The following is a 21,829-nucleotide window of genomic DNA, read 5'->3' as shown; positions in this document are numbered from 1 at the left end:
ACGGAGCGCGTTTTCGGGCATGGCTGTGGGTGGGGTGCTGATGCTGGCGGTGATGGGGTGCGGCTCGGGGAGTGACGACCCGCCGAAGACGGCGAGCGGCAGCCTGGAGCAGCTGGCGGCGGAGGCGGGGTGCAGGCCCGACGTCCAGACGGACGCGGCCGAACTGCGCCAGGCCACCTGTGAGAACGGTGCCCGGCGCTACCTCCTCGTAACCTTTACAAACAGCCGTGGCCAGGCCGAATGGCTCGACGAGGCGAACGACTACGGGGGTACGTACCTCGTCGGCGGGACCTGGGTGGCGGTCGGCGGCCCCGGTGACATCGCGGCGCTGCGCGGCCGGCTCGGCGGGACCGTGGTGGACGCCGCGGGAAGGCACGGCGGGGGCCACCACGGTCACCGCATGGGCTGAGAGCCCGTCTTTGAACGGCCGCGGGGCCGGACGCGGCGTCAGGTGCAGCGCTGTCCGGCGTTGACGCACTTCGCGACGCGCCGCATCAGGCGCTCGTCGAAGACGTTGATGAAGTCGCCGTGGTCGGTCACGGGCTTGTGCAGCTGCTCGGGGAACGAGTCGACGGCGAAGCCGGGGCCCGGCGGCACGTCGTACACGATGCGCTGCACGAGCTGCGGGACGGCGCGGAAGCCCTGCGGGCAGGCGCCGGTGCGCGGGTCCGCGAAGGCGACGTGGGTGCGGTGGTTCGCGCTGTCGGTGTTGCGGCCGTCCCAGCAGCTCTGGAACCGGAACGTCCGGACGACCTTGCTGCCCTCGGGGCAGATCGGGTACTTGTCCTTCAGCTGCCGGTTCTCGAATCCGGTGCAGCTCCAGGAGGCGTTGGCGTTCGCGTCGCCGTTGGTGAAGGCCTTGGCGTCGCCGGTGATGACGCGCAGGAAACGCGGCATCGCCGAGACCTTGCTCACCGGGTTCCCGGCGAACTTCAGCGTGACGGACGCGGGGGTCTGGATCTCCCCGACGTTCTGGTCCTTGCCGCCGCCGTCGGCCTGCGCGTCGTTCTCGTCCTTGCCGTTCCGCAGCCGCAGGACGGGCCAGTAGTACGTCGACTTGTCGCCCTGGTTCCGGCAGGTGGTCCGGCCGGCCGCGAGGTCGTCGTCGTCGGCGAAGGCGTCCGTCGCCTGATTGCCCACGTAGTCGTGCATGTGGTGCGCGCCGTTGCGCACGCCGGGCGCGGCGATGACGTTGTCCGGGTTGAACTTGCCGTTCTCGTTCCGGCCGCAGCTCGTGGTGAAGGTGCCGCGGGAGGCGTTGCGGCCGTTGCGGGGGCGGTCCACGTTGGGCCGGACGGACTGGATGCGCACGAAGTCACCGGCCTCGGGGCCATTGCCGCCCCTGCCCTGGTCCTGCCCTTGCTCCTGGTCCTGCCCCTGCCCCTGGTCCTGCCCCGGTTCCTGGCCGGGCTGCTCGCCGGGCTGCTGGTCGTCGGCGCGCAGGGTGCACGGCGCCATGCTGTCGATGGACTCGGGCCGGTCACCGGCTTGCTCCAGCACGTCGCCGATCCGGCCGATGGTCCCCCGCCGCTGCTCCTCCAGCGGGGGCAGGACGGATTCCTTGTCCTGGACCCGGCCGAACCGGGTGTAGGCCCGGGTGATCTGGGTGTCCAGCTCGGCGAGTCTGCGGTCCACCTCACTGCGCGCCGCCCGCGGCACCTCGGGGAGCTGGTTGCCCACGTCCGGACAGCTGATGGTGGACACCTGCTGAGCGGCGTTCTGCGGAGGCGGCCGGTCCGTGCCTTCCCCGGCGTTCGCGTAGACGTTCACGGCGACGAGACCGCCGCCGCCCAGCAGCAACGCCGCACAGGCGGCGACCACGCGCCGCGCGAGCTTCGATCGTTTTCGTGAAGTGCGTCCCATGGGGCTACATACGCATCAGTGGCCCGGCGTGTTCAGCGCCCCCTCGATCCCTTTCAGCGCCCCTGGTCCAAATAGGCGAGGACCGCGAGCACCCGCCGGTTGTCGTCGTCGGAGACCGCCAGGTCCAGCTTTCCGAAGATGTTGGAGGTGTGCTTGGCGATGGCCCGCTCGGTGACGACCAGCTGCGCCGCGATGGCCGCGTTCGACCGGCCCTGCGCCATGAGTTCGAGGACCTCGCGCTCGCGCGGGGTGAGCGCGCCGAGCGGCTCCTTCGCGGAGTGCCGCGAGAGGAGCTGCTGGATCACCTGCGGGTCCATCGCGGTGCCGCCGCCCGCGACCCTGCGTACGGCGTCGATGAACTGCGCGGCGTCGAACACCCGGTCCTTCAGGAGATAGCCGACGCCGCCGTTGCCGTCGGCCAGGAGCTCGCGCGCGTACAGCTGCTCCACGTGCTGCGAGAGGACGAGGACGGGCAGTCCGGGCCGGGCCCGGCGGGCGGCAAGCGCGCACTGCAGGCCCTCGTCCGTGTGGGACGGCGGGAGCCGGACGTCGACGACGGCGACGTCCGGCTGCAACTCCGCGAGGGCCTTGGTCAGTTCGGGCCCGCTTTCCACGGCCGCCGCGATCTCGAAGTCGAACGCCTCCAGCATCCGCACCAGGCCGTCGCGCAGCAGGAAGAGGTCTTCGGCTAGGACAACTCGCAAGGGATCTCCATGGTCACCATGGTCGGGCCGCCCGCGGGGCTGCTGACGGCCAGTACGCCGTCGAATGTACCGAGTCGGCGTTCGACACCGGTCAGCCCGGACCCCGCCCCCACGACCGCCCCGCCCTTGCCGTTGTCGGTGACGGCGATGCGCAGCATGCCGTCGGTGTGGTGCACGTCCACCCAGACGCGGTCGGCGCCCGCGTGCTTGATCGCGTTGGTCAGGGTCTCGCTGACCGCGAAGTACGCGGCCGACTCGACCGGCGCCGGCGCGCGGGCGGGCAGCTCCACGTCGACCTCGGTGGCGACCGGAAGCCGCAGCGCGAGGGCCTTCACCGCGTCGCCGAGGCCCCGTTCGGCGAGGACCGGCGGGTGGATGCCGCGGACCAGGTCGCGCAGCTCGGTGAGCGCCTCGCCGGAGTTCTGCCGGGCCTTGGCGAGCAGTTCCTTGGCCTTGGCGGGGTCCGCGTCGACGAGCGCTTCGACGGTGCCGAGGTCCATGCCCATGGCGACAAGCCGGGCCTGCGCGCCGTCGTGCAGGTCGCGCTCGATGCGGCGCAGTTCGGCGGCGGAGTTGTCCACGGCGTCGTGCCGCGTCTCGGTCAGCCGGTCCACGCGCAGCGCCAGTTCGCGCTCGCGCATGCTCGTGGTGGGTGCGAGGAGCGTACGGGCGAGCAGGAAGTGGCCGCGGATCAGGGCCGGGTTGACGAACACGCCGAGCACCAGGAGCGCCGTGCCGAGGGCCGCGGCCTGGTTGGCCGTGGACTGCGAGGTGACGTGGATGAAGCCGTACCACTCGCCGCCGCCCGCGTCGTAGATCGGCTTCCAGACGCCGAGGGCGAGGACCCAGCCGTACAGCCAGTAGAGCAGCAGCGCGGGGGCGAAGATCGAGGTGATCACGCCGCCGGTCATGTCGACGAGCAGCCACTGCACATCGCGCCAGGTCGCCGGGTCCTTGAGCATCAGGGAGCAGCGCTCCACCTGCCCGGTGACGCCGGTGCGCAGGTCGGCGGGGAGGGTCCGGTAGGGGACCGGAATCCGGACGTCCGACCACCGCAGGGCCTGATGGCGCCGCAGGGTCGCCCAGCCGCGGACCGCCGTGAGCATCACAGGCGTGGTGAACACCCCGATGCCGAGCAGGATGAAGGCGAGCGAGAGGACGGTGAGGACGAAGAGGGTGACCGAGCCCGCGATCGAGACGATCGCCAGATAGAGTCCCCGCCCTCCGGCGATCACCGCGTTCCGTAGCCTCGTCATGGCCGTGAGCCCCTCTCGTCAGGTCGCCCGGCCGCTCCCCGCGTCCGGCACCCCCTCATTCTCGCTGGTCGCGCCGGTGCGGAGCACTGGGTCCCGCACCCGAGTGGGGGTGTACCTGACGACACCCCCGGGCCTCGCCCTGTGCCCCGGCGAGAGGGGGCTCCGGCGGCTGGGGCGGGCGGTCGCCGATTTCTAGCGTGGAGCACGTCTTATCCGACGCGTACACGCAGACTTGATGGGGGCGAATCGCCATGAGGCGGAACCTCGCGGCACGACTCGGGGTGTGGAGCGCACACCACCGGAAGGCGGCCGTCATCGGCTGGCTGGTTTTCGTGGTGCTCGCCACGGTCATCGGCGGAGCCTGCGGCATGGTCACCGCGTCCGACGACGAGATGGGCGTCGGCGACTCGGCCCGCGCCACGAAGATCCTCGACGACGCGGACATCGACGAACCCGCGGGCGAGTTGGTCATGGTCACCGCCAAGGCCCCCGACGGATGGCGGGACGCGGCCGCCGGCCTGTCGAAGGCGCTGACGGCGACCGGTGACGTACGGGGGCTCAAGGCGCCGCTGCCCTCCGAGGACGGCAGGGACGCACTGCTGCGCTTCCAGATCAAGGGCGACTCCAAGGACGCGGCGGACCGGGTCCAGCCGGTCCTCGACGCCGTGGCGAAGGCGTCGCGGGACGGGGCAGGACACGGCGTCGCCGTCCACCAGTTCGGCGACGCGAGCTCCGAGAAGCGCCTCTCCGACCTGCTCGCCGACGACTTCAAGAAGGCCGAGTTCACCGCGGTGCCGCTGGCGCTCGGCATTCTCCTGGTCGCCTTCGGCGCCGTGGTCGCCGGGCTGCTCCCGGTGGGCCTCGCCCTCACCGCGTGCGTGGCCGCCTTCGGGCTGCTCTCGCTGGCCAGCCATCAGCTGCACCTCTTCGAGACGACGTACTCGGTGATGTTCCTGATGGGCCTCGCGGTCGGCGTCGACTACTGCCTCTTCTACCTGCGGCGCGAGCGGGACGAGCGCGCCGCGGGCCGGGACGCCGAGACGGCGCTGCGGATCGCCGCGGCCACCAGCGGGCGCGCCGTGCTGGTCTCCGGCCTCACGGTGATGGTCGCGATGGCGGGCATGTTCCTGTCCGGTCTGCTCCTCTTCAAGGGCTTCGCCGTCGCCACGATCCTGGTGGTCTGCGTGGCGATGCTCGGCTCGGTCACCGTGCTGCCCGCGCTGCTCGCCGGGCTCGGCGACCGGATCGACGCCGGCCGCATCCCGTTCCTGGGCCGCCGCGCCAAGAAGGGCGTGCGCGCCGGTGGCGGCTTCGCGGGCACCGTCCTGAAGCCCGTCCTCGCCCGCCCGAAGTTCTTCGCCGTCGGCGCCGCCGTCCTGCTGCTCGCCCTCGCCGCGCCCGCGCTCGGCATGAAGACCGAACAGCTCGGCCTGGAGAAGCAGTTCGGCTCCGACGCCCCGCTCTCCGTCTCGTACAAGAAGATCACCGAGAAGTTCCCCGGCGGCCCGGCCCCCGCCCGGGTGGTCGTGAAGGCCGACGACATCGACGCCGGGCCGGTGCGGGACGCCCTCGGCTCGCTGACGCGGAAGGCGGGCGACGGCGCCGAACTCACCGTCCACAAGGCGGCGGGCGTCGCGGAGATCGCCGTACCGCTGCCGGGCGACGGCACCGACGCCGAGGCGAAGAAGGCCCTGCGCGAACTGCGGGACGACACGGTGCCCGCGGCCTTCGACGGGGTGGACGCCCAGGCGTACGTGGGCGGGGACCTGGCGGCCTCCGAGGACTTCGGCGACCAGCTCGGCAAGGGCATCGTGCCGGTCTTCGCCTTCATCACCGCGGTGACGTTCCTCCTGATGCTCTTCAGCTTCCGCTCGGTGGTGATCGCGGTGACGTCGATCGCGCTGAACCTGCTGTCGGTGGGCGCCGCCTACGGCGTCATGACCGCCGTCTTCCAGTACGGCTGGGGCGCGGAGCTGATCGGCTCGGAGAAGGCCGGCGCGATCGAGAACTGGATGCCGCTCTTCGTCCTCGTCGTCCTCTTCGGCCTGTCCATGGACTACCACGTGTTCGTGGTCTCCCGGATCCGCGAGTTCCGCGACCGGGGCATGGACAACCGCTCGGCGATCCGCGAGGGCATCACGCGCACGGCGGGCGCGGTCACCGGCGCGGCCGTGATCATGGTGGCGGTCTTCGCGGTCTTCGGCACGCTGTCCATGCAGGACATGCAGCAGATGGGCGTGGGCCTGGGCGTGGCGGTCCTCCTGGACGCGACGGTGGTCCGGATGATCCTGCTGCCCTCCCTGATGAGCCTCCTCGGCGAGCGCAACTGGCACACGCCCCGCGCCCTGCGCCGGCTCCCGGCCGTCTCCCACGAGGAGGAAGCCCCGGCCGCCCCTCAGCGGCCCGGACGGCCCAACGCCCCGGTGTCCAGCGCCCGTTGACGAAGACGGCCCGGCGCGAAGCGGCCCCGGTGCGGAACGTCCGCACCGGGGCCCCGGCCGTCGCTACAGGCCCAGCGCCTTCGCCTCCTTCTCGGGGGCCAGCCCGATCACCGGACGGTCCGGCCGCTGCGGCGCCGCGCCGCCGATGGACCGGAGCCACTCCCAGGTGTCCCGCACCGTGTCGGCCACCGGCCGCGCCCCGAGCCCCGCGTCGATCGCCTTGTGCGAGGACGTCCGGTGAATGGTGTCGTGCAGCTCGCCGGGGGCCAGCCACACCGGCAGTTCCGTCCACGGCTCGATGCCCGCGGCGAGCACCGTCTCCGGAGCGGTCCAGCGCAGCGACGCGTCCGGCCCCGCCACGTCCACGCAGGCGTCGAGCAGTTCCCCCATCGTGAACCGCCCCATCGGGCTGACCAGGTTGTACGGGCCGTGCAGCCCGGCACTCGCCGCGTGCAGGATCCACTCGGCGAGGTCCCGCACGTCGACGTACTGGATCTCCAGGTCGCGGGGGCCGGGGGCGAGCACGGGCCCGCCCCGCGCGACCCGGTTCAGCCACCACGGCAGCCGCCCGATGTTCTCGTACGGGCCGAGGATGAGACCGGCCCGCGCGAGCAGCGTCCGCTCGGCTCCGAACTCGGCGAGGGCGGCGAGCTCTCCGCCCCGCTTGTCCACCTCGTAGTTCACGGCCTCCGCGTCCGGATCGCCGTCCACCAGGCGGAAGTTCTCGTCGGACCCGGCCTCGCCCGGGTAGCTGTACACGGAACCGCTGGACACGTAGACGTACCGGCCGGCCCGCCCCGCGAGCAGCCGGGCCGACTCCCGCACCACCCGGGGCGCGGCCGACCAGGTGTCGACCACCACGTCCCACTCGCCCTCGGCGAGCCCCGCGAGGCCGCCTTCGGCGGTGCGGTCGCCGTGCACGGCCGTGGCCCCCTCGGGCGCCGCGTGGTGGCCGCGGTGGAAGACGGTCACCTCCCAGCCCCGGGCGAGGGCCGCCTCGGTGACCGCACGTCCCACGAACTCGGTACCGCCCAGCATCAGAAGTCTCATGAGGGCGACTCTGCCCCGACAACCCGCGCCGGGGAAACCGGGTTCTGCTCCCGGCAGAGCCAGGTTCCGTACCGCGCCCCAGGTCAGCGCGGAGTGGGCGGCGCGTACTTGTAGCCGACCCGGCGCACCGTCTGGATCGTCCTGCGGTGCTCCGCGCCGAGCTTGCGGCGCAGCCGGGCGATGTGGACGTCGACGGTCCGGCCGTCGCCCACGTGCCCGTACCCCCACACCGTGGTCACCAACTGGTCGCGGGTGTGCACCCGGTGGGGGTGCGCGACGAGGTGCGCGAGCAGCTCGAACTCCAGGTACGTGAGGTCGAGGGGGCGCCCGTCGACCTCGGCGGCGCGCTGTCCCGCGTCGATCCTGACCGGCCCCGCGGCGGGGGCGGGCCGGGGCTCGGGCGGGGCGGGAGCGGCGGTGACGGGCTCCTGGCCCGCCGGTACGAGGACGAGGTAGCCGACCATCGGGGGCTGCCCCGGCAGGGTCGGCAGGGTGTGCTGCGGCGCGGGCAGCCACGTGGTGCCCGGCGGCAGGAAGTCGGAGATCTGCGCCACCTCGTCGGGGGCGACGGCCCGCAGGCGGCCGCGGCCCGGCGCCGGGGGAGGGGTGAGGGCGGTGGGGGCGGTGGCGGAGAAGGATCGGGTGTTCGCCATGGTGGGATCAGCTCTTTCGCGCGAAGGAGTCGTCGAGAACGAGACGTACGTCGTGCGCGTCAGGCGAAGGCCGGTGAACGGCTTTAGAGGGCCCGCGCGTTCATCGCGCGGCAACACACCCGGTCGAAGTCGTGATGCTGCCGGGAGGGCCAGAAGGGCTCGAGGTCATGACGACCTGTCGCGGTGATCCGGTGGCTGCCCATGGCTCCATTGAATCAGATGGCGACGGGGGCGCCCACCAGAACCGGTGGGCGCCCCCGTCGACGGCGGTCGCACGGGATCAGACCTGGCCTGCCTTCTCAAGGGCGGTGCAGCACGTGTCGACGAGCAGCCGCGTCACGACGTACGGGTCGACGTTCGCGTTCGGGCGGCGGTCCTCGATGTAGCCCTTCTGCTCCACCTCGACCTGCCACGGGATGCGCACCGAGGCGCCGCGGTCGGAGACGCCGTACTTGTACTCGTCCCAGGGCGCGGTCTCGTGCAGACCGGTGAGGCGGTCGTCGATGCCCGCGCCGTAGTTCTTGACGTGGTCCATCGGCTTGGAGCCCTCGCCGAGGGACTCGCAGGCGGTGATGATCGGGGCGTAGCCCTCGCGCATCGCCCTGGTGGAGAAGTTGGTGTGGGCGCCCGCGCCGTTCCAGTCGCCCTTGACCGGCTTGGGGTCGAGGGTCGCGGAGACCTTGAAGTCCTCGGCGGTGCGGTAGAGCAGCCAGCGGGCGATCCACAGCTGGTCGGAGACCTCGAGGGGGGCCAGCGGGCCGACCTGGAACTCCCACTGGCCCGGCATGACCTCGGCGTTGATGCCGGAGATGCCGAGACCGGCCTTCAGACAGTTCTCCAGGTGCGCCTCCACGACGTCACGGCCGAAGATCTCGTCGGAGCCGACGCCGCAGTAGTAGCCGCCCTGCGCGGCGGGGAAGCCGCCGACGGGGAAGCCGAGCGGGCGGTCGCCCTCGAAGAAGGTGTACTCCTGCTCGATGCCGAAGATCGGCTCCTGACCGGCGAAGCGGCCCGCGACCTCGGCCAGTTCGGCGCGGGTGTTGGACTCGTGCGGCGTCATGTCCGTGTTGAGGACCTCGCACAGGACGAGCAGGTCGTCACCGCCGCGGATCGGGTCAGGGCAGGTGAAGACCGGCTTGAGGACGCGGTCGGAGGCGTGGCCCTCGGCCTGGTTCGTGCTGGATCCGTCGAAGCCCCAGAGCGGCAGCTCGGCGCCCTTCGCGTCGTCGCCGAGGATCTTCGTCTTGGAACGGAGCTTGGCGGTCGGCGCGGTGCCGTCGATCCAGATGTACTCAGCCTTGAAGGTCACGGGGCCTCATCCTCATTACGCTCGGTACGGCGCAGAACGTGCGGGTGCTGCGGTGCCGTGGTGATGTGCGGCAGCCTGGCAACCGGCGATTTCCCGGCCGTTGCCCTTGCGTGAACCCCGTGTTACCAGCGGCGGGTGTGGCCCACGTCACTTGATGACCGCGTTGGCGGCCGCGATCGCGAGCCCGATCGCCGCGTCGGCGCCGCCGATCAGGACGGCCGAGCGGCGCCGGTAGCCGACCCGCAGCGCGGCGACGGTGCCCCAGGCGAAGAGGAGGCCGGCGTTCAGGAGCAGCCCGCCGTAGGTGACGCGGCTCTCGGGCCAGCCCAGGGCGCCGGCGAGGACGAGCAGCAGCACGGTCGGCCAGCAGGCGACGATCACCGGCCACTCGTCCACGAGCGCCCAGGCCAGCTGCCGCCAGCGGTGGGTGCCGCTGCCCGGCCGGTGCGTCGACATGTGGTGCGCGTAGCCGTGGGCCAGGGCGGCCGTGCCCGCGGTCACCATGACCCAGGCCGCGTCGTAGTAGGGCGTGTAGGCGTCGCCCTGCGACTGCAGCGCCGCGAGCAGCGCGCTGGCGAGGACCGTTCCGTATACGCCTCCGAACATCCAGCTCCGCACGGCGCGCTCCTTCCCGTGTGCCGGACGCGTCGTCCGGTCGGCGGTCGGTGAGCACCCCACGCTAGGCAGGCATATGTAACGGTTTGCCGGACTTCCGTCATCGGTCGGGGGTCAACCGCGCGCTGCCGGGCCCATGTCCTCAGAGCCTGTGACACAGGCTCTCAGCGCGACAGCGCGTCCCGCACCGCCTCCTCCGTGCGGCCCACCACCGCCGTGCCGTCGTCCGCCGTGATGATCGGGCGCTGGATCAGCTTCGGGTGGCCGGCGAGCGCCGTGATCCAGCGGTCGCGGGCCGAGGCGTCGCGGGGCCAGGCCTCGCGGTCCGCGAGGTTCAGCTCCTTGGCCTCCGGCTCCTGGGTCCTGGTGATGTCCCAGGGTTCGAGACCGAGGCGGTCGAGCACGGCGCGGATCTCGTCCTCGGTCGGGACGTCATCGAGGTAGCGGCGCACGGTGTAGTCGGCGCCCTCCGCGTCGAGCAGCGTGAGGGCGCTCCGGCACTTCGAGCAGGCGGGGTTGATCCAGATCTCCATGCCCGTACGCTACCCCGCGCCCCACCCGTTCCGGGCGGCGCGGAACGGGCCTGTTCGAATAGCCCAAAGCCCGTCTGGCCAGCGGCGATTGTCAGTGCCTCGCAGTAGAATCACAGTAGTGTTCGAGGGCGCCCGACGGGGGGTCCTGACCGCGACAGGAGGATGCCTGTGCCCGCTGCCGCACTCACATCGAAGCGTGTGTCCAAGGCCGTACCGAAGCCCGTTCTGATCGACCTGCCGTACGTACCGCTGGAGAAGAAGGCGCTGCCCGCCGGTCGCCCGCGCGAGTGGTACGTCAACCACAACCGTCGCCTCAAGGCGATGCGGCTTGCCATCGCCCTGCTCGACTCCGGCGTCTATCTGCCGAACCAGGCGAAGAACAGCACCATACGGCGCATGGCGGAGGATGTCGGGATCCATCCGCCGTCCGACATCACCTGTCATATGGTGCGGGCGCTGATGCGGTACAGCCGCTGAGCAAGTGCGGGGCCCGTGGCGGCAGTTGACCGCCGCGGGCCCGTTTCCGCATGGGCCTGTGCGGTTGCGTGCGCGATGGGACATGCTGTGCCCCATGACCCTGCCGGACCCCGTCGGCGAACTGCCGCTCCTGATGACCGCCGAACTCCCGGACGGCGCCCGCCTTCCGGTGCGCGGCCTGCGCGCCCCCGCACCGGAACGCTTCCTTCCGTCGGGTTCGGGTCCTGCGCCGGGTCCGCCCCCGGCCCCCGCGGTGCTCATCCTGCCCGCGATGGGCACCGCCGCCCGCTACTACCGCCGCTTCGCGCGCCAGCTGCACGACGAGGGTCTTACGGTGCTCACCGGTCTTACGGTGCTCACCGTCGACCTGCGCGGCCAGGGCGAGTCGGCCCCCGGCGGCACCGGCCGCGGAGCGCTCGACCACGGCTACCGCGCCATCGTCGAGGAGGACCTCCCCGCGGTCGTCGCGGCGATCCGCGGCGAGCTCGGCCCCGAACCGCCCCTGTACCTCCTCGGCCACAGCCTCGGCGGCCAGCTCGGCCTGGTGTACGCGGCCGTGGCGCAGGGAAGCCCGGGTCGCCCGGGCGGACCCGGCGTGGACGGAGTGGCGCTCGTCGCCGCCGGCTCGGTCTGGTACCGCGCGTTCGGCCCGCTGCACGGCCCCGGCCTGTTCCTCGTCCAGCTCCTGATCACCGTCACGGCGACCGTGCTCGGCCGCTGGCCCGGCACCCGGCTCGGCTTCGGCGGCGACCAGCCCAAGGGCGTCATGCGCGACTGGGCACGGCAGGTGCGCACCGGCCGCTACCGCGCCAAGGGCTCCGCGCTCGACTACGAAGCGGCCCTCGCGGACCTGGATCTGCCCGTGCTCGCGGTCTCCGTCGAGCAGGACGGCTACGCCCCCGCCACCGCTCTCGACCACCTGCTCGGCAAGGTCCCGCGGGCCCGTCTCACCCGCCGCCCCTACACGACACAGGAGGCGGGCCGCCGCCTCGACCACTTCGCGTGGACCCGGGCGGGCGCGACGCTGGCCAAGCGGGTGGCGGCGTGGACGGCCGACGAGGAGACGTCCGGCGTGACGGCGACGGCGGCCACCGACCGCTGAGAGCCTGTCTTTGACGCGGGCGCCGTGCGGCCCGGTCGCGTCGCGTCACCCGAGCAGGGCGTCGACGAGGCGGCGCCGGTCCGCCGCGTGGTCCCGTAGCCAGGCGCCCAACGCGTGGTCCGCCTGCGGCAGTTCGAGCCGCGTGAACCGTGCGCGGGTCGCGAGTGCCTCGCCGAGGGCCGCCGTCACCTCGGGCGGGATCACCGCGTCGGTGCCGGGCACCACGAGCACCGCACGGCCGGGAAAGTCCCGGTAGGTGTCGAGCGCGGCGGACTCGCGCCACCGGCCCGGCGTACGGATGATCTCGGTGAAGCGGCCGCCGCCGTCGCCGAAGGGGAGCGGCCAGGCCGCCGCCGCGTACACGGCGGGCGCGCACAGGCCGATGCCCGTCACCCGCGCGCCGAAGTGCGCCACCAGGTCCGCCACGGTCTGCCCGCTCATGCTGAACCCGACGAACACCAGCTCCTCGGAGCCGGGTGCCCGCGCCTCGACCACCGCGGCCGCCTGCTCGAACCGCCGTCGCAGGCTCAACTCCCGCAGTGCGCCGGTGCTTTCGCCGTGCCCGGAGAAGTCGAGCGCGAGCGCCCGGCAGCCGCGCGCCGCGAAGTCGGCCTGGAGGGCGGCCAGTCGCTCCTTGCTGCCGGTGCCCGCGCCGTGCAGGAGGACGACGGTGACGGCGGGGTCCCGTACGGCGCCGGGCACCGCCTCCGAGCAGCTGAGCGTCTCGCCGTCACAGGCGAAGGAGAAGGCGGACGGGGAGGAGGCGGGCGGGGAGGAGGCGGATGCTCGAGAGGCGGGCGCGGATTCGGTGGAGGGTGCGGCGACGGAGTCCTGAGTCATGCCGCCTATCCTCGGTCGGGCCCCCGAGCCGTGGGGCGCGTCACGGGAAGATGAGGCGTATGGCGACGACCGTGTCCGTGTTCACCCTCGGCGGCACCATCTCCGCGCGGGGTGGCGGTGGTTCGGCCCGGCTGACCGGCGCCGAGGTCCTCGCGGCGACCGGCGCGATCCCGCCCGGCGTCGAGGTGGAGGTCCACGACGTCCGCAGGCTGCCCAGCTCCTCGCTGACGGTGGAGGACGTGGCCGCCCTCGCCGAGCGGGTCGACGGGGCGACGGCCGCGGGGCACGGCGTTGTCGTGGTCCAGGGCACCGACACCCTGGAGGAGACCGCCTTCCTCCTCGACCTCACCTGCGCGCCCCGCACCCCCGTCGTGGTCACCGGCGCGATGCGCCGCCCCGACCTGCCGGGCGCCGACGGCCCGGCGAACCTGGCCGCGGCGGTCGCCGTCGCCGCGGACCCGGGGTGCGCGGGGCTCGGCGTCCTCGCGGTCCTCGCGGACGAGATCCACGCGGCCCGGCACGTGCGCAAGTGCCACACCACGTCGATCGCGACCTTCGCGTCACCGGGCGCGGGCCCGCTCGGCCGGGTCGTCGAGGGCAGGCCGCGCGTCCTGCTCCGCCCGGCGGGGCCCACAGTCGCCCGCCCGCTGAGCCTGCGCGGTCCGGCCCGGGTCGCCCTGGTGACGCTCGCGCTCGGCGACCGGGGCGAACTCCTCGAAGCCGTCGACGACCGCTTCGGCGGATTGGTCGTGGCGGCCTTCGGCGCGGGCCACGTCCCCACCTGGCTCGTCGAACCGCTGACCGCGCTCGCCGCCCGTATCCCGGTGGTCCTCGCCTCCCGCACCGGCGCGGGCCCGCTGCTCAGCGAGACGTACAAGGGCCCGGGTTCCGAGTACGACATGCTCGGGCGCGGCCTGCTCCCCGCGGGCCCGCTGGACGCGCCGAAGGCCAGACTCCTGCTGCACGCACTCCTTGCGGACGGCGCCGGCCGGGCCCAAGTGGCCGACGCCTTCCGCACGTTGGCGAACTGAACCAGGTGCCTAGCCGATCTGGTCGGGGGTGACCGTCAGCCACCGCTTGTCGGCGGTCACCTTCTGGCCGAGCTCGCGCTGACGGGCGGCGTTCTTCTTCTTCATCCCGTCGAGCTGCTTCATGTACGAGTCCTTGCGGTTGACCCAGACGCGCACGCCGCCGCGGTCCACGTCGGCGGAGTGGAACAGCATCGGGCCGTCGCTCGACGGGGTGTCACCGGCGGCGAGGATCGGCTTCTTCCACTCGTCGATGTAGGTGTTGATCGCCGCGGGCTTGCCCTCGTACCAGGTCAGCGGCGCCCACAGGTTCGGCGTCAGCTCCCGCTTCGCGAGCTTCGCGCGGTCCTTCTCGCCGAAGCGGCCCTCGGCGATCTCCTTGCGGGAGCTGGTCACCGCACCGGTCCTACGGTCCTTGAGCTGCATGGAGACGCCGATGACGTTCTCCGGCTTCACGCCGTAGCCGTACTTGGGGTCCGCGAGGACCATGCGCACCAGGTCCTCGCTGGCCGCGCTGACCACGTACACCTCGACGCCGTGCGCGCGCAGCGTCCCGTAGAGCTGGCGCATGCCGCGCGAGAACTCCGGCGGCTTCACCTCGGTCCTGGTGAGCTTGCCGTCCTCGTAGTACTCGGCCGGGATCGGCTTCTTGTACGCGAGGAGCTCGTCGACGTACCCCTTGAGCTCCTTCAGCGTGAAGCCGGAGAAGATCTGCGCGGCCCAGGGGTAGGAGACCTGGTCGTCCACGTCGCACAGCCGCAGGTAGTAGCTGTAGAGGCTCTCCTTGTGACCGGGCTTGTCCTTGAAGGGGATGATCTTCAGGGACGGGTCCATCGTCTTGCGGGTGAGGACGCCCTTCATCTCCAGGAACGGCAGCAGCGCCTCTTCGAGGTCGCCTCGGTACGTGGTGTTGTCCGCGTCGAAGACCGCGTACGCGCCCTTGTGGTCGTTCTTCGCGATGACCTTGCCGAGCTGCTTCGCCACGGGCTTCGGCCAGTGCGACAGCTCGCGGGCGGTGGCCGCCGAGGTGTCGGCGGCGCTCGCCTCGCCCGTCGGCCACAGCGCGCTGCCCGCGAGGACGGCGGCGGCCAGCGCGCCCGTGGTGCCGATGACGGCCAGCTTGCTCTTTGCCCGTACTGCCATGGTGTGACGTCCCTGCCGTTCCTGAGAGCGATGCGCGGCCCCGTCCGGAGCGGCGGGCAATGCTATGGGGATCGGCGGCCATTTCCCATGATCGAAGTCACCGCGCCCGGGGGGCATGGGGAAAGTGAACCCGGGTAGCGGAGGGGGACGCCCGGCCCGCCCCGGCCCGCCGTCGTCACCGCGACCGCTCGGGACCCACCGCGCATACTGGTTTCCATGGGCTCCCGTGAGTTCGTCAGGGCCGCGCCGCGGCTCGACGGCATGGTCGTCTCCGCGGTCGGCTACCGCACCGCGGGACAGCGCCCCGCACTGCACCGGGGCCTGCCCTCGCCGTATCTGACGGTGATCTTCTCGCTGGACGGGCCCATCGCCACCGGCGCCACCCCCGACCGGGCGACAGGACCGGACGCGGCACGCACCGAGATCGTGGTGGGCGGCCTGCACCAGAGCCCGGCGTACGTCGTACAGCCCGAGCACGAGGCGGGCATCCAGCTCGCCGTGCATCCCCTGGCGGCCCGGGCCCTCCTCGGTGTGCCCGCCGCTGGCCTGACCGGACAGCTCGTCGTCGACGGCACCGACGTGTTCGGCGACCGCGCCGCCGACGTCCGGGAGCGGTTGTGCGAGCTGGACACCTGGGCGGACCGGTTCGCCCACCTCTCCGCCTACCTGCGCCGGCTCGCGTCCGACGACCGCGCCGCGGGGTCCGTCCGCCCCGAGGTCGCCGAGGCCTGGGCCTGGCTGGCCCGGCACCGCGGCGCGGGCACCCTGGGCGGCCTGTCCCGGCACGTCGCGCTCAGCGAGCGCCGGCTGACCGCGCTGTTCCGCGCCGAGACCGGGCTGAGCCCCAAGCAGGCGGCGCGCCTCATGCGCTTCCAGCACGCCAAGGCCACCGTGGTCCGCGCCGTCGCGGCGGGCGCCCCGCCGGACCTCGCCCGGGTCGCGGCCGACACCGGCTATTACGACCACTCGCACCTCGTCCGCGACTTCCGGCAGTACACCGGGGCGAGCCCCACCCACTGGCTGGCCGAAGAGTGCCGGAATATCCAAGCCGGGGCGCACGGCAAGGGCGAAGACTCGAAGACATGAACACCACACCGCACACCACATCCAACCCGAACTCCGAGCCGACCCCCGCCGCGGGTGAGCACCTCGCCACACCCCCTCCCGCCGTCTGGCCGGGCGTGCAGGCCCAGGACGCCCCCGCGCTGATCGATTTCCTCGTCGACACCGTCGGCTTCCTGCGCACCGCCGTCTACGAGGACGGGGGCCGCGTCGCCCACGCCCAGCTCGACTGGCCCGAGGGCGGCGGCGTCATGCTCGGCTCGTACGACCCGGAGGCCGCGGCCACCTGCGGCAAACCCGGCACCGCGGGCGCCTACGTCGTCACCGCCCAGGTGGACGACCTGTACCGCCGCCTCACCGGGGCGGGCGTGAAGATCACCGCCGAGATCGAGGACAAGCCGTACGGCAGCCGCGAATTCGGCATCGAGGACCCGGAGGGAAACCGCTGGTCGTTCGGCACCTACCGCGGCGAGCCGAGGCCCGCGCCGACCACGTGAGGGCGTGTGACAGGTGCGTGATAACTTGCGCAAGCCAGTCAAACCCACACCTGGGCCAGGGAATCCGGTGCGAATCCGGAACTGACGCGCAGCGGTGAGGGGGACGGGCGGGGCCACGGCCACTGGATGTCTCCGGACGCCCGGGAAGGCGCCCCGCCCGGTCGATCCCGAGTCCGAAGACCTGCTGGCGCCTCCGCTCGCACACCGGGCGACGGAGGTCGTGACGCAGGCCAGGCTCCGCGTATGAGCCGTGAGACTTGAAGGATCACGTGTCCTCGACAGCCCGTATATCCGCCCTCCTCTGTGCCGGTCTGCTCGCGCTCACCGCGTGCGGCGACGGCTCCGCACAGAACTCCGCGCACTCCGGGGGCGGGAGCGCCGACGGCTATCCGGTCACGGTCGCCTCCTGCGGCAAGGAGGCGAAGGTCACGGCGCCGCCGCGGCGGGCCGTCTCCCTCGACCAGGGCTCCACGGAGATCCTGCTCTCCCTCGGCCTCGCCGACCGGATGGCCGGCACCGGCACCTGGACCGACCCGGTCCTGAAGAACCTGGCGAAGGACAACGCGAAGGTGGAGCGCCTCGCCGACCGCTACCCGTCGCTGGAGAAGGTCCTCGCCAAGGAGCCGGACTTCGTCAGCGCCTCCTTCCTCTACACGGTCGGCAAGGGCGGGGTCGCCGACCGTACGAAGTTCACCGAGCTCGGCGTGCCCGTCTACGTCTCGCCCACCGACTGCGCGGGCAAGGACAACGACGGCGCGGGCGACGGCAAGCGCGTGAAGACCCTCACCATGGACAGCGTCTACGGCGAGGTGCGCGACCTCGCGAAGGTCTTCGGCGTGGAGAAGCGCGGCGAGAAGCTGATCGCCGGCATGAAGAACCGCGTCACGGCGGCCACGAAGGACATCGACGCCTCCGACGCGCGCCTCATGTACTGGTTCGCCAACTCCGACGCCCCGTACATGGCGGGCTGCTGCGGCGCCCCCGGCATCATCACCCGCGAACTCGGCGCGAAGAACGTCTTCGACGACACCCGCGAGGAGTGGCCCCAGATCAACTGGGAGACCGTCGCCGACCGCGACCCCGACGTCATCGTCCTCGGCGACCTCACGCGCAAGTCGCAGTCGGCCGAGAGCGCCGCCGCGAAGATCAAGTTCCTGGAGTCCAACCCGGCGACGAAGAACCTGACCGCCGTGAAGAAGAAGCGGTACGTGCTGCTCAGCGGCCAGGCCATGAATCCCACGATCCGCACGGTCGACGGCATCGAACAGGTCGCGGCCGCGCTGCGGAAGTTCGGACTCGTCACGTGAAGCGGGCCGCGGCGAGCGGGGCCACGGGCACGGGCGCGGACACGGGCGCGGACACGGACACGGACACGGGCGCGGGGGCGGGCACGGCGGAGGCCGCGCCCGGCGCCGCCGTACTCCCGGAACCCGGGCAGGGTCCGCGCGGGGGATGGCGCCCGAGCCTGCGCGGGGGTCTGCGCCTGAGCCTGCGCGGAGGTCTGCGCGGGGGTCTGCGCCTGAGCCTGCGCGGAGGTCTGCGCGGGGGTCTGCGCCTGAGCCTGCGCGGGGGTCTGCGCCTGAGCCTGCTCTGGGCGATCGGCGTCGCCGCGCTCCTCCTCTCCGTGTCCGTGGCGGTCACCATCGGCCCCGCGGACATCTCCGTGCCCGACGTGTGGTCGACCGTCGCCGCCCACCTCGGCTGGGGCGAGACCCCCCTCACCCCGATCAGGGACGGCATCGTCTGGAACCTGCGGATGCCGCGCACCCTGCTCGCCGCGGTCTGCGGCGCGGGCCTCGCCGTCTGCGGGGCGGTCATGCAGTCCCTGCTCCGCAACCCCCTCGCGGACCCCTTCGTGCTCGGGGTGTCGTCAGGGGCGTCCACGGGAGCGGTCGCGGTCGTCGTCCTCGGGGTCGGCGGGGGAGCGGTCTCGGTCTCGGCGGGCGCCTTCGCCGGGGCGGTCTGCTCCTTCGCCCTGGTCCTTCTCCTGAGCCACACGCTGGGCGACACCACGGACCGGGTCGTGCTGTCCGGCGTCGCGGCCATGCAGCTCTTCTCCGCGCTGACCTCGTTCGTGGTGCTCACGGCGGGCGACGCGGAGACCACCCGCGGCGTGCTGTTCTGGCTCCTCGGCTCGCTCAGCGGGATCGGCTGGACGGACGTGTGGCTGTGCGCCGGGGTGCTCGCGGTGACGCTGCTCGTCTGCCTCACCCACGCCCGTACGCTCGACGCGTTCGCGTTCGGCCAGGAGGCGGCCGCGACGCTGGGCGTCCGGGTGGCCCGCACCCGGCTCGTGCTGCTCTGCACGACGGCCCTGCTGACCGCGGCCCTGGTCAGCTCGGCGGGCGCCATCGGCTTCGTCGGCCTGGTCCTGCCGCACGCGGCCCGCGCGTTCGTCGGTTCCGGGCACGCCCGGCTGCTCCCGGTCACGGCGCTCGCCGGCGCGGTCTTCCTGGTCTGGGTGGACACGCTGGCCCGCACGGCCCTGGACCCGCAGGAGGTCCCGGTCGGCGTGGTGACCTCGCTCATCGGCGTACCGGCGTTCGTGGCGGTCCTCTACCGGACGCGGCGGGTGGCATGACGCACGAAGAGGGTGTCATGACGTACGAGGAGGGTGTCATGACGTACGAGGAAGGTGTCATGACCCACGACCCGATCCCCGCGGACGCGGCGGGCCTGCGCGCCGACCGCGTCAGCCGGGAGGCGGGCGGCCGTCTCGTCGTCGACGGCGTCAGCCTCGCCCCGCCCGCGGGCGCCACCGTGGGACTCCTCGGCCCCAACGGATCCGGCAAGTCCACGCTCCTGCGCATCCTCGCGGGCGTCCTCGCCCCGGCCTCGGGCATCGTCACCCTGGACGGCCGCTCGCTGACGGACACGGGCCGCCGGGCGGTGGCGCGCCGGATCGCCGTGGTCGAACAACACGCTTCGACACAGGTGGAGTTGACCGTACGAGACGTCGTACGGCTCGGCCGTATCCCGCACCGTCGGGCATGGTCGGCCCCCACGCCCCACGACGAGCGGGCGGTACGTGACGCACTGGCGCGCACCGGACTCACCGAACGCGCCGCCCAGGCCTGGCACACCCTCTCCGGAGGCGAACGCCAGCGCGTCCAGATCGCCCGCGCGCTCGCCCAGGAGCCCCGCGAGCTCCTCCTCGACGAGCCGACCAACCACCTGGACATCCAGCACCAGTTGGACCTGCTTTCCCTGGTGGCGGAGCTCCCGGTGACCAGCGTGATCGCGCTGCACGACCTCAACCTGGCGGCGATGTTCTGCGACCACCTGCTCGTCCTGCGGGAGGGCACGGCGTACGCGACGGGAACCCCGGCCGAGGTGATCACCGAGGAGCTGATCGCCGAGGTCTACGGAGTGCGGGCGGTGGTGACGCCGGGGGAGGAGGACGGCGACCCACCGGGCGGCCGCCCTTCGGTGAGGTTCCTGCGGAGCTGAGCCGCCGGACCAGGCCAGACGCGCGGGAATGGCCCTTAACGAGGGCCTGTCGGCCGCCTTAGGTTCACGGGAAGGGCCTACGAAGGCCCCGCGAGGACCGCAAGGAATGAGGACCCACAGGGATGATGTCGGCACGATCAGCGGGGCACGGGACACCAACGGCGTCGGAGAAACTGTCGGCGACACCGGAACCGGAGAAGCCGTCGGCGCCACAGGAACTGTCCCCGATATCGGTGATCGCCCAGGTGAGCGACGTCCACATCGACACCGGCGCCGACGACGGCGGACGCAGCGTCGCCCGCACCCGGGCCGTCATGGACTACCTGAACGACCTCCCGTACGACCTGGACGCCGTCATCGTCACCGGCGACATCGCCGACCACGCGACCCCGTCCGAGTACGAGGCGGCCCGGGGGCTCCTCACGTCCCGGCACCCGCTGCTGACCTGCCCCGGCAACCACGACGAGCGCGCCGCGTTCCGCGAGCACCTGCTCGGCGAGGCCCCGAGCACGGCGCCGGTCAATCACTCCCGCACCACGGACCGCTTCGTCCTGGCCCTGTGCGACACCTCGGTCCCCGGCGAGGACCACGGCAGGCTGGCGGACGAGACGCTGGCCTGGCTGTCCGCCCTCCTCGCCGACACCCCGCCCACGCGCCCGGTCCTGATCGCCTTCCACCACCCGCCGGTCCCGCTGCACACGCCGTACGTGGACGGCATCCGCCAGTTCGACGAGGACCGCCTGGCCGACCTGACGGCCCGGCACCCGAACATCACGGCGTTCCTGGCGGGCCACGCCCACACGCCCGCGGCGACGACGTTCGCGGGCCGCCCCCTGCTGGTGGCCCCCGGCGTCGTCTCCACGCTCCGCCTCCCCTGGGAACCTCAGTCGTCCCCGTCCCACCACGTCCACAACGACCTGCCCCCGGCCGTCGCCTTCCACGTCATGGACACCTCGGGCCGCCTGACCACGCACTTCCGCCCGGTCCCGGTCCCGGCAACCGAACGGTGATTACGCCATGGAGGCGGAGGCGGTGGCGGTGGCCCTGACGGCGGATATGTCGAACTGCAGCCGAACCTTCTCGCTGACCATCGTGCCGCCCGCCGCGAGGCGCTGGTTGTAGACGAGCCCCCACTCGGTGCGGTCGATGGTGGTGGTCCCGTCGAAGCCGACGCGCTCGAAACCGAAGGGGTCCACGACCGAGCCCAGGTAGTCGAGTTGCAGCTCCACCGGCCGAGTGACATCGCGGATGGTCAGATCCCCCGCCATCCGGAAACTCTCCCCGCCCTCGTGCACGGTGGCGGTGCTGCGAAAGGTCATCTCCGGATAGCGGCGCGCGTCGAAGAAGTCGGTACCGACGAGATGCGCGTCCCGCTGCTCGACGCCGGTGTCGACGCTGGCGATCCGGATGACGAGCTCGGCCCGCGACTCCGAAGGCCGGTCACCGTCGAAGTACAGCGTGCTGTCGTAATCGGTGAAAGCACCCCGGACGGTCGTGACCATGGCATGCCGCACGGAAAATCCGATGCGGCTGTGCGGACGGTCGATGGTCCACTGCCCGCCGAGCGCACGCAGCGCCGGATCGAGCCCGGCATCACCGGCCCCGGCCTGCCGGTCGAGCGTCCCGAGCCCGCCGCCGGACGTCGGCCCGGCGCTGGCGGTCTGGCGTCGGCTGAAGATGCCCATGGGGCCGTACCTACTTTCGGACGTTCAAGTGATCACTCCATGCCGTCAAGACGGTCGCAGACGCCCCCCATCGAGATGGGCGGCCTCGTCCGTCTTCCATGGCCCGGACGGCAAAGATGCA

At 72.4% G+C, this 21,829-nt stretch carries 22 protein-coding genes and 1 riboswitch; of the genes, 11 read left to right on the top strand and 11 right to left on the bottom strand.

Features of this window, described 5'->3' with window-relative positions:
- The first annotated feature begins 19 nt into the window (after positions 1-19).
- Positions 20-409 (top strand): hypothetical protein, encoded by a 390-nt coding sequence (locus ACFVYL_RS04995; protein ID WP_389712897.1) that lies wholly within the window; start codon positions 20-22, stop codon positions 407-409.
- A 38-nt stretch (positions 410-447) separates the two neighbouring features.
- Here ACFVYL_RS04995 and ACFVYL_RS04990 read toward each other — a convergent pair whose 3' ends face one another.
- From ACFVYL_RS04990 to ACFVYL_RS04980, 3 genes are read right to left on the bottom strand one after another with little or no spacing between them, the layout of a single operon-like run.
- Positions 448-1,863, bottom strand: coding sequence for a DUF1996 domain-containing protein (locus tag ACFVYL_RS04990; protein ID WP_389712896.1), 1,416 nt, complete (start codon positions 1,861-1,863; stop codon positions 448-450).
- Between the two features lie 53 nt (positions 1,864-1,916).
- Positions 1,917-2,567 (bottom strand): LuxR C-terminal-related transcriptional regulator, encoded by a 651-nt coding sequence (locus tag ACFVYL_RS04985; RefSeq protein ID WP_389712895.1) that lies wholly within the window; start codon positions 2,565-2,567, stop codon positions 1,917-1,919.
- Positions 2,552-3,823: a sensor histidine kinase gene (locus ACFVYL_RS04980; protein WP_389712894.1), complete on the bottom strand. Its 1,272-nt coding sequence runs from the start codon at positions 3,821-3,823 to the stop codon at positions 2,552-2,554. Before ACFVYL_RS04980 ends, ACFVYL_RS04985 begins: the two co-directional genes overlap by 16 nt.
- A 251-nt stretch (positions 3,824-4,074) precedes the next feature.
- Between ACFVYL_RS04980 and ACFVYL_RS04975 the strand changes: the two genes are divergently transcribed.
- Complete coding sequence (locus ACFVYL_RS04975) at positions 4,075-6,264, top strand: MMPL family transporter (RefSeq protein WP_389712893.1); 2,190 nt, start codon at positions 4,075-4,077, stop codon at positions 6,262-6,264.
- 63 nt (positions 6,265-6,327) lie between these two features.
- On the opposite strand, the gene ACFVYL_RS04970 is transcribed toward ACFVYL_RS04975, so the two are convergent.
- From ACFVYL_RS04970 to ACFVYL_RS04950, 5 genes are all read right to left on the bottom strand, one after another.
- Positions 6,328-7,314, bottom strand: a complete 987-nt coding sequence (locus tag ACFVYL_RS04970) for an NAD-dependent epimerase/dehydratase family protein (protein WP_389712892.1) — start codon at positions 7,312-7,314, stop codon at positions 6,328-6,330.
- An 83-nt stretch (positions 7,315-7,397) separates the two neighbouring features.
- On the bottom strand, positions 7,398-7,967 hold the full coding sequence (locus tag ACFVYL_RS04965; RefSeq protein WP_389712891.1) for a winged helix-turn-helix domain-containing protein: 570 nt from the start codon (positions 7,965-7,967) through the stop codon (positions 7,398-7,400).
- A 280-nt stretch (positions 7,968-8,247) separates the two neighbouring features.
- Positions 8,248-9,276: a glutamine synthetase gene (gene glnII / locus ACFVYL_RS04960; protein WP_389712890.1), complete on the bottom strand. Its 1,029-nt coding sequence runs from the start codon at positions 9,274-9,276 to the stop codon at positions 8,248-8,250.
- A 147-nt stretch (positions 9,277-9,423) separates the two neighbouring features.
- On the bottom strand, positions 9,424-9,894 hold the full coding sequence (locus ACFVYL_RS04955; protein ID WP_389712889.1) for a hypothetical protein: 471 nt from the start codon (positions 9,892-9,894) through the stop codon (positions 9,424-9,426).
- 161 nt (positions 9,895-10,055) lie between these two features.
- Entirely contained in the window at positions 10,056-10,424 is a 369-nt protein-coding gene (locus ACFVYL_RS04950; protein WP_389712888.1) for an arsenate reductase family protein, read from the bottom strand.
- 168 nt (positions 10,425-10,592) lie between these two features.
- Here ACFVYL_RS04950 and ACFVYL_RS04945 point away from each other — a divergent pair, with 168 nt between their 5' ends.
- Together ACFVYL_RS04945 and ACFVYL_RS04940 are read left to right on the top strand one after the other, a co-directional pair.
- On the top strand, positions 10,593-10,901 hold the full coding sequence (locus ACFVYL_RS04945) for a hypothetical protein (RefSeq protein WP_389712887.1): 309 nt from the start codon (positions 10,593-10,595) through the stop codon (positions 10,899-10,901).
- A gap of 94 nt (positions 10,902-10,995) precedes the next feature.
- Entirely contained in the window at positions 10,996-12,003 is a 1,008-nt protein-coding gene (locus tag ACFVYL_RS04940) for an alpha/beta fold hydrolase (protein WP_389712886.1), read from the top strand.
- Between the two features lie 45 nt (positions 12,004-12,048).
- Here ACFVYL_RS04940 and ACFVYL_RS04935 read toward each other — a convergent pair whose 3' ends face one another.
- On the bottom strand, positions 12,049-12,843 hold the full coding sequence (locus tag ACFVYL_RS04935) for an alpha/beta hydrolase (protein ID WP_389712885.1): 795 nt from the start codon (positions 12,841-12,843) through the stop codon (positions 12,049-12,051).
- A 59-nt stretch (positions 12,844-12,902) separates the two neighbouring features.
- On the opposite strand from ACFVYL_RS04935, the gene ACFVYL_RS04930 reads away from it, so the two are divergent.
- On the top strand, positions 12,903-13,874 hold the full coding sequence (locus ACFVYL_RS04930) for an asparaginase (protein ID WP_389712884.1): 972 nt from the start codon (positions 12,903-12,905) through the stop codon (positions 13,872-13,874).
- Positions 13,875-13,883: 9 nt separating this feature from the next.
- Here ACFVYL_RS04930 and ACFVYL_RS04925 read toward each other — a convergent pair whose 3' ends face one another.
- Positions 13,884-15,014 (bottom strand): haloacid dehalogenase-like hydrolase, encoded by a 1,131-nt coding sequence (locus tag ACFVYL_RS04925; RefSeq protein WP_389712883.1) that lies wholly within the window; start codon positions 15,012-15,014, stop codon positions 13,884-13,886.
- Positions 15,015-15,230: 216 nt separating this feature from the next.
- On the opposite strand from ACFVYL_RS04925, the gene ACFVYL_RS04920 reads away from it, so the two are divergent.
- The 6 genes from ACFVYL_RS04920 (at position 15,231) to ACFVYL_RS04895 (ending at position 21,033) form a co-directional block, all read left to right on the top strand.
- On the top strand, positions 15,231-16,100 hold the full coding sequence (locus tag ACFVYL_RS04920) for a helix-turn-helix domain-containing protein (protein WP_389712882.1): 870 nt from the start codon (positions 15,231-15,233) through the stop codon (positions 16,098-16,100).
- Positions 16,097-16,573 (top strand): VOC family protein, encoded by a 477-nt coding sequence (locus ACFVYL_RS04915; protein WP_389712881.1) that lies wholly within the window; start codon positions 16,097-16,099, stop codon positions 16,571-16,573. Before ACFVYL_RS04920 ends, ACFVYL_RS04915 begins: the two co-directional genes overlap by 4 nt.
- An 18-nt stretch (positions 16,574-16,591) precedes the next feature.
- Positions 16,592-16,777, top strand: a riboswitch (cobalamin riboswitch).
- Between the two features lie 65 nt (positions 16,778-16,842).
- Positions 16,843-17,880 (top strand): ABC transporter substrate-binding protein, encoded by a 1,038-nt coding sequence (locus ACFVYL_RS04910; RefSeq protein WP_389712880.1) that lies wholly within the window; start codon positions 16,843-16,845, stop codon positions 17,878-17,880.
- A 242-nt stretch (positions 17,881-18,122) separates the two neighbouring features.
- Entirely contained in the window at positions 18,123-19,154 is a 1,032-nt protein-coding gene (locus tag ACFVYL_RS04905; protein WP_389713014.1) for a FecCD family ABC transporter permease, read from the top strand.
- A 59-nt stretch (positions 19,155-19,213) separates the two neighbouring features.
- On the top strand, positions 19,214-20,023 hold the full coding sequence (locus tag ACFVYL_RS04900) for an ABC transporter ATP-binding protein (protein WP_389713012.1): 810 nt from the start codon (positions 19,214-19,216) through the stop codon (positions 20,021-20,023).
- A gap of 227 nt (positions 20,024-20,250) precedes the next feature.
- Positions 20,251-21,033: a metallophosphoesterase gene (locus ACFVYL_RS04895; RefSeq protein WP_389713010.1), complete on the top strand. Its 783-nt coding sequence runs from the start codon at positions 20,251-20,253 to the stop codon at positions 21,031-21,033.
- Here ACFVYL_RS04895 and ACFVYL_RS04890 read toward each other — a convergent pair whose 3' ends face one another.
- Positions 21,034-21,708 (bottom strand): YceI family protein, encoded by a 675-nt coding sequence (locus ACFVYL_RS04890; RefSeq protein ID WP_389712879.1) that lies wholly within the window; start codon positions 21,706-21,708, stop codon positions 21,034-21,036.
- Positions 21,709-21,829 lie beyond the last annotated feature (121 nt).

The sequence above is a fragment of the Streptomyces sp. NPDC058308 genome (assembly GCF_042880275.1).
GTDB lineage: Bacteria > Actinomycetota > Actinomycetes > Streptomycetales > Streptomycetaceae > Streptomyces.
This window is presented reverse-complemented; position numbering and strand designations above follow the sequence as displayed.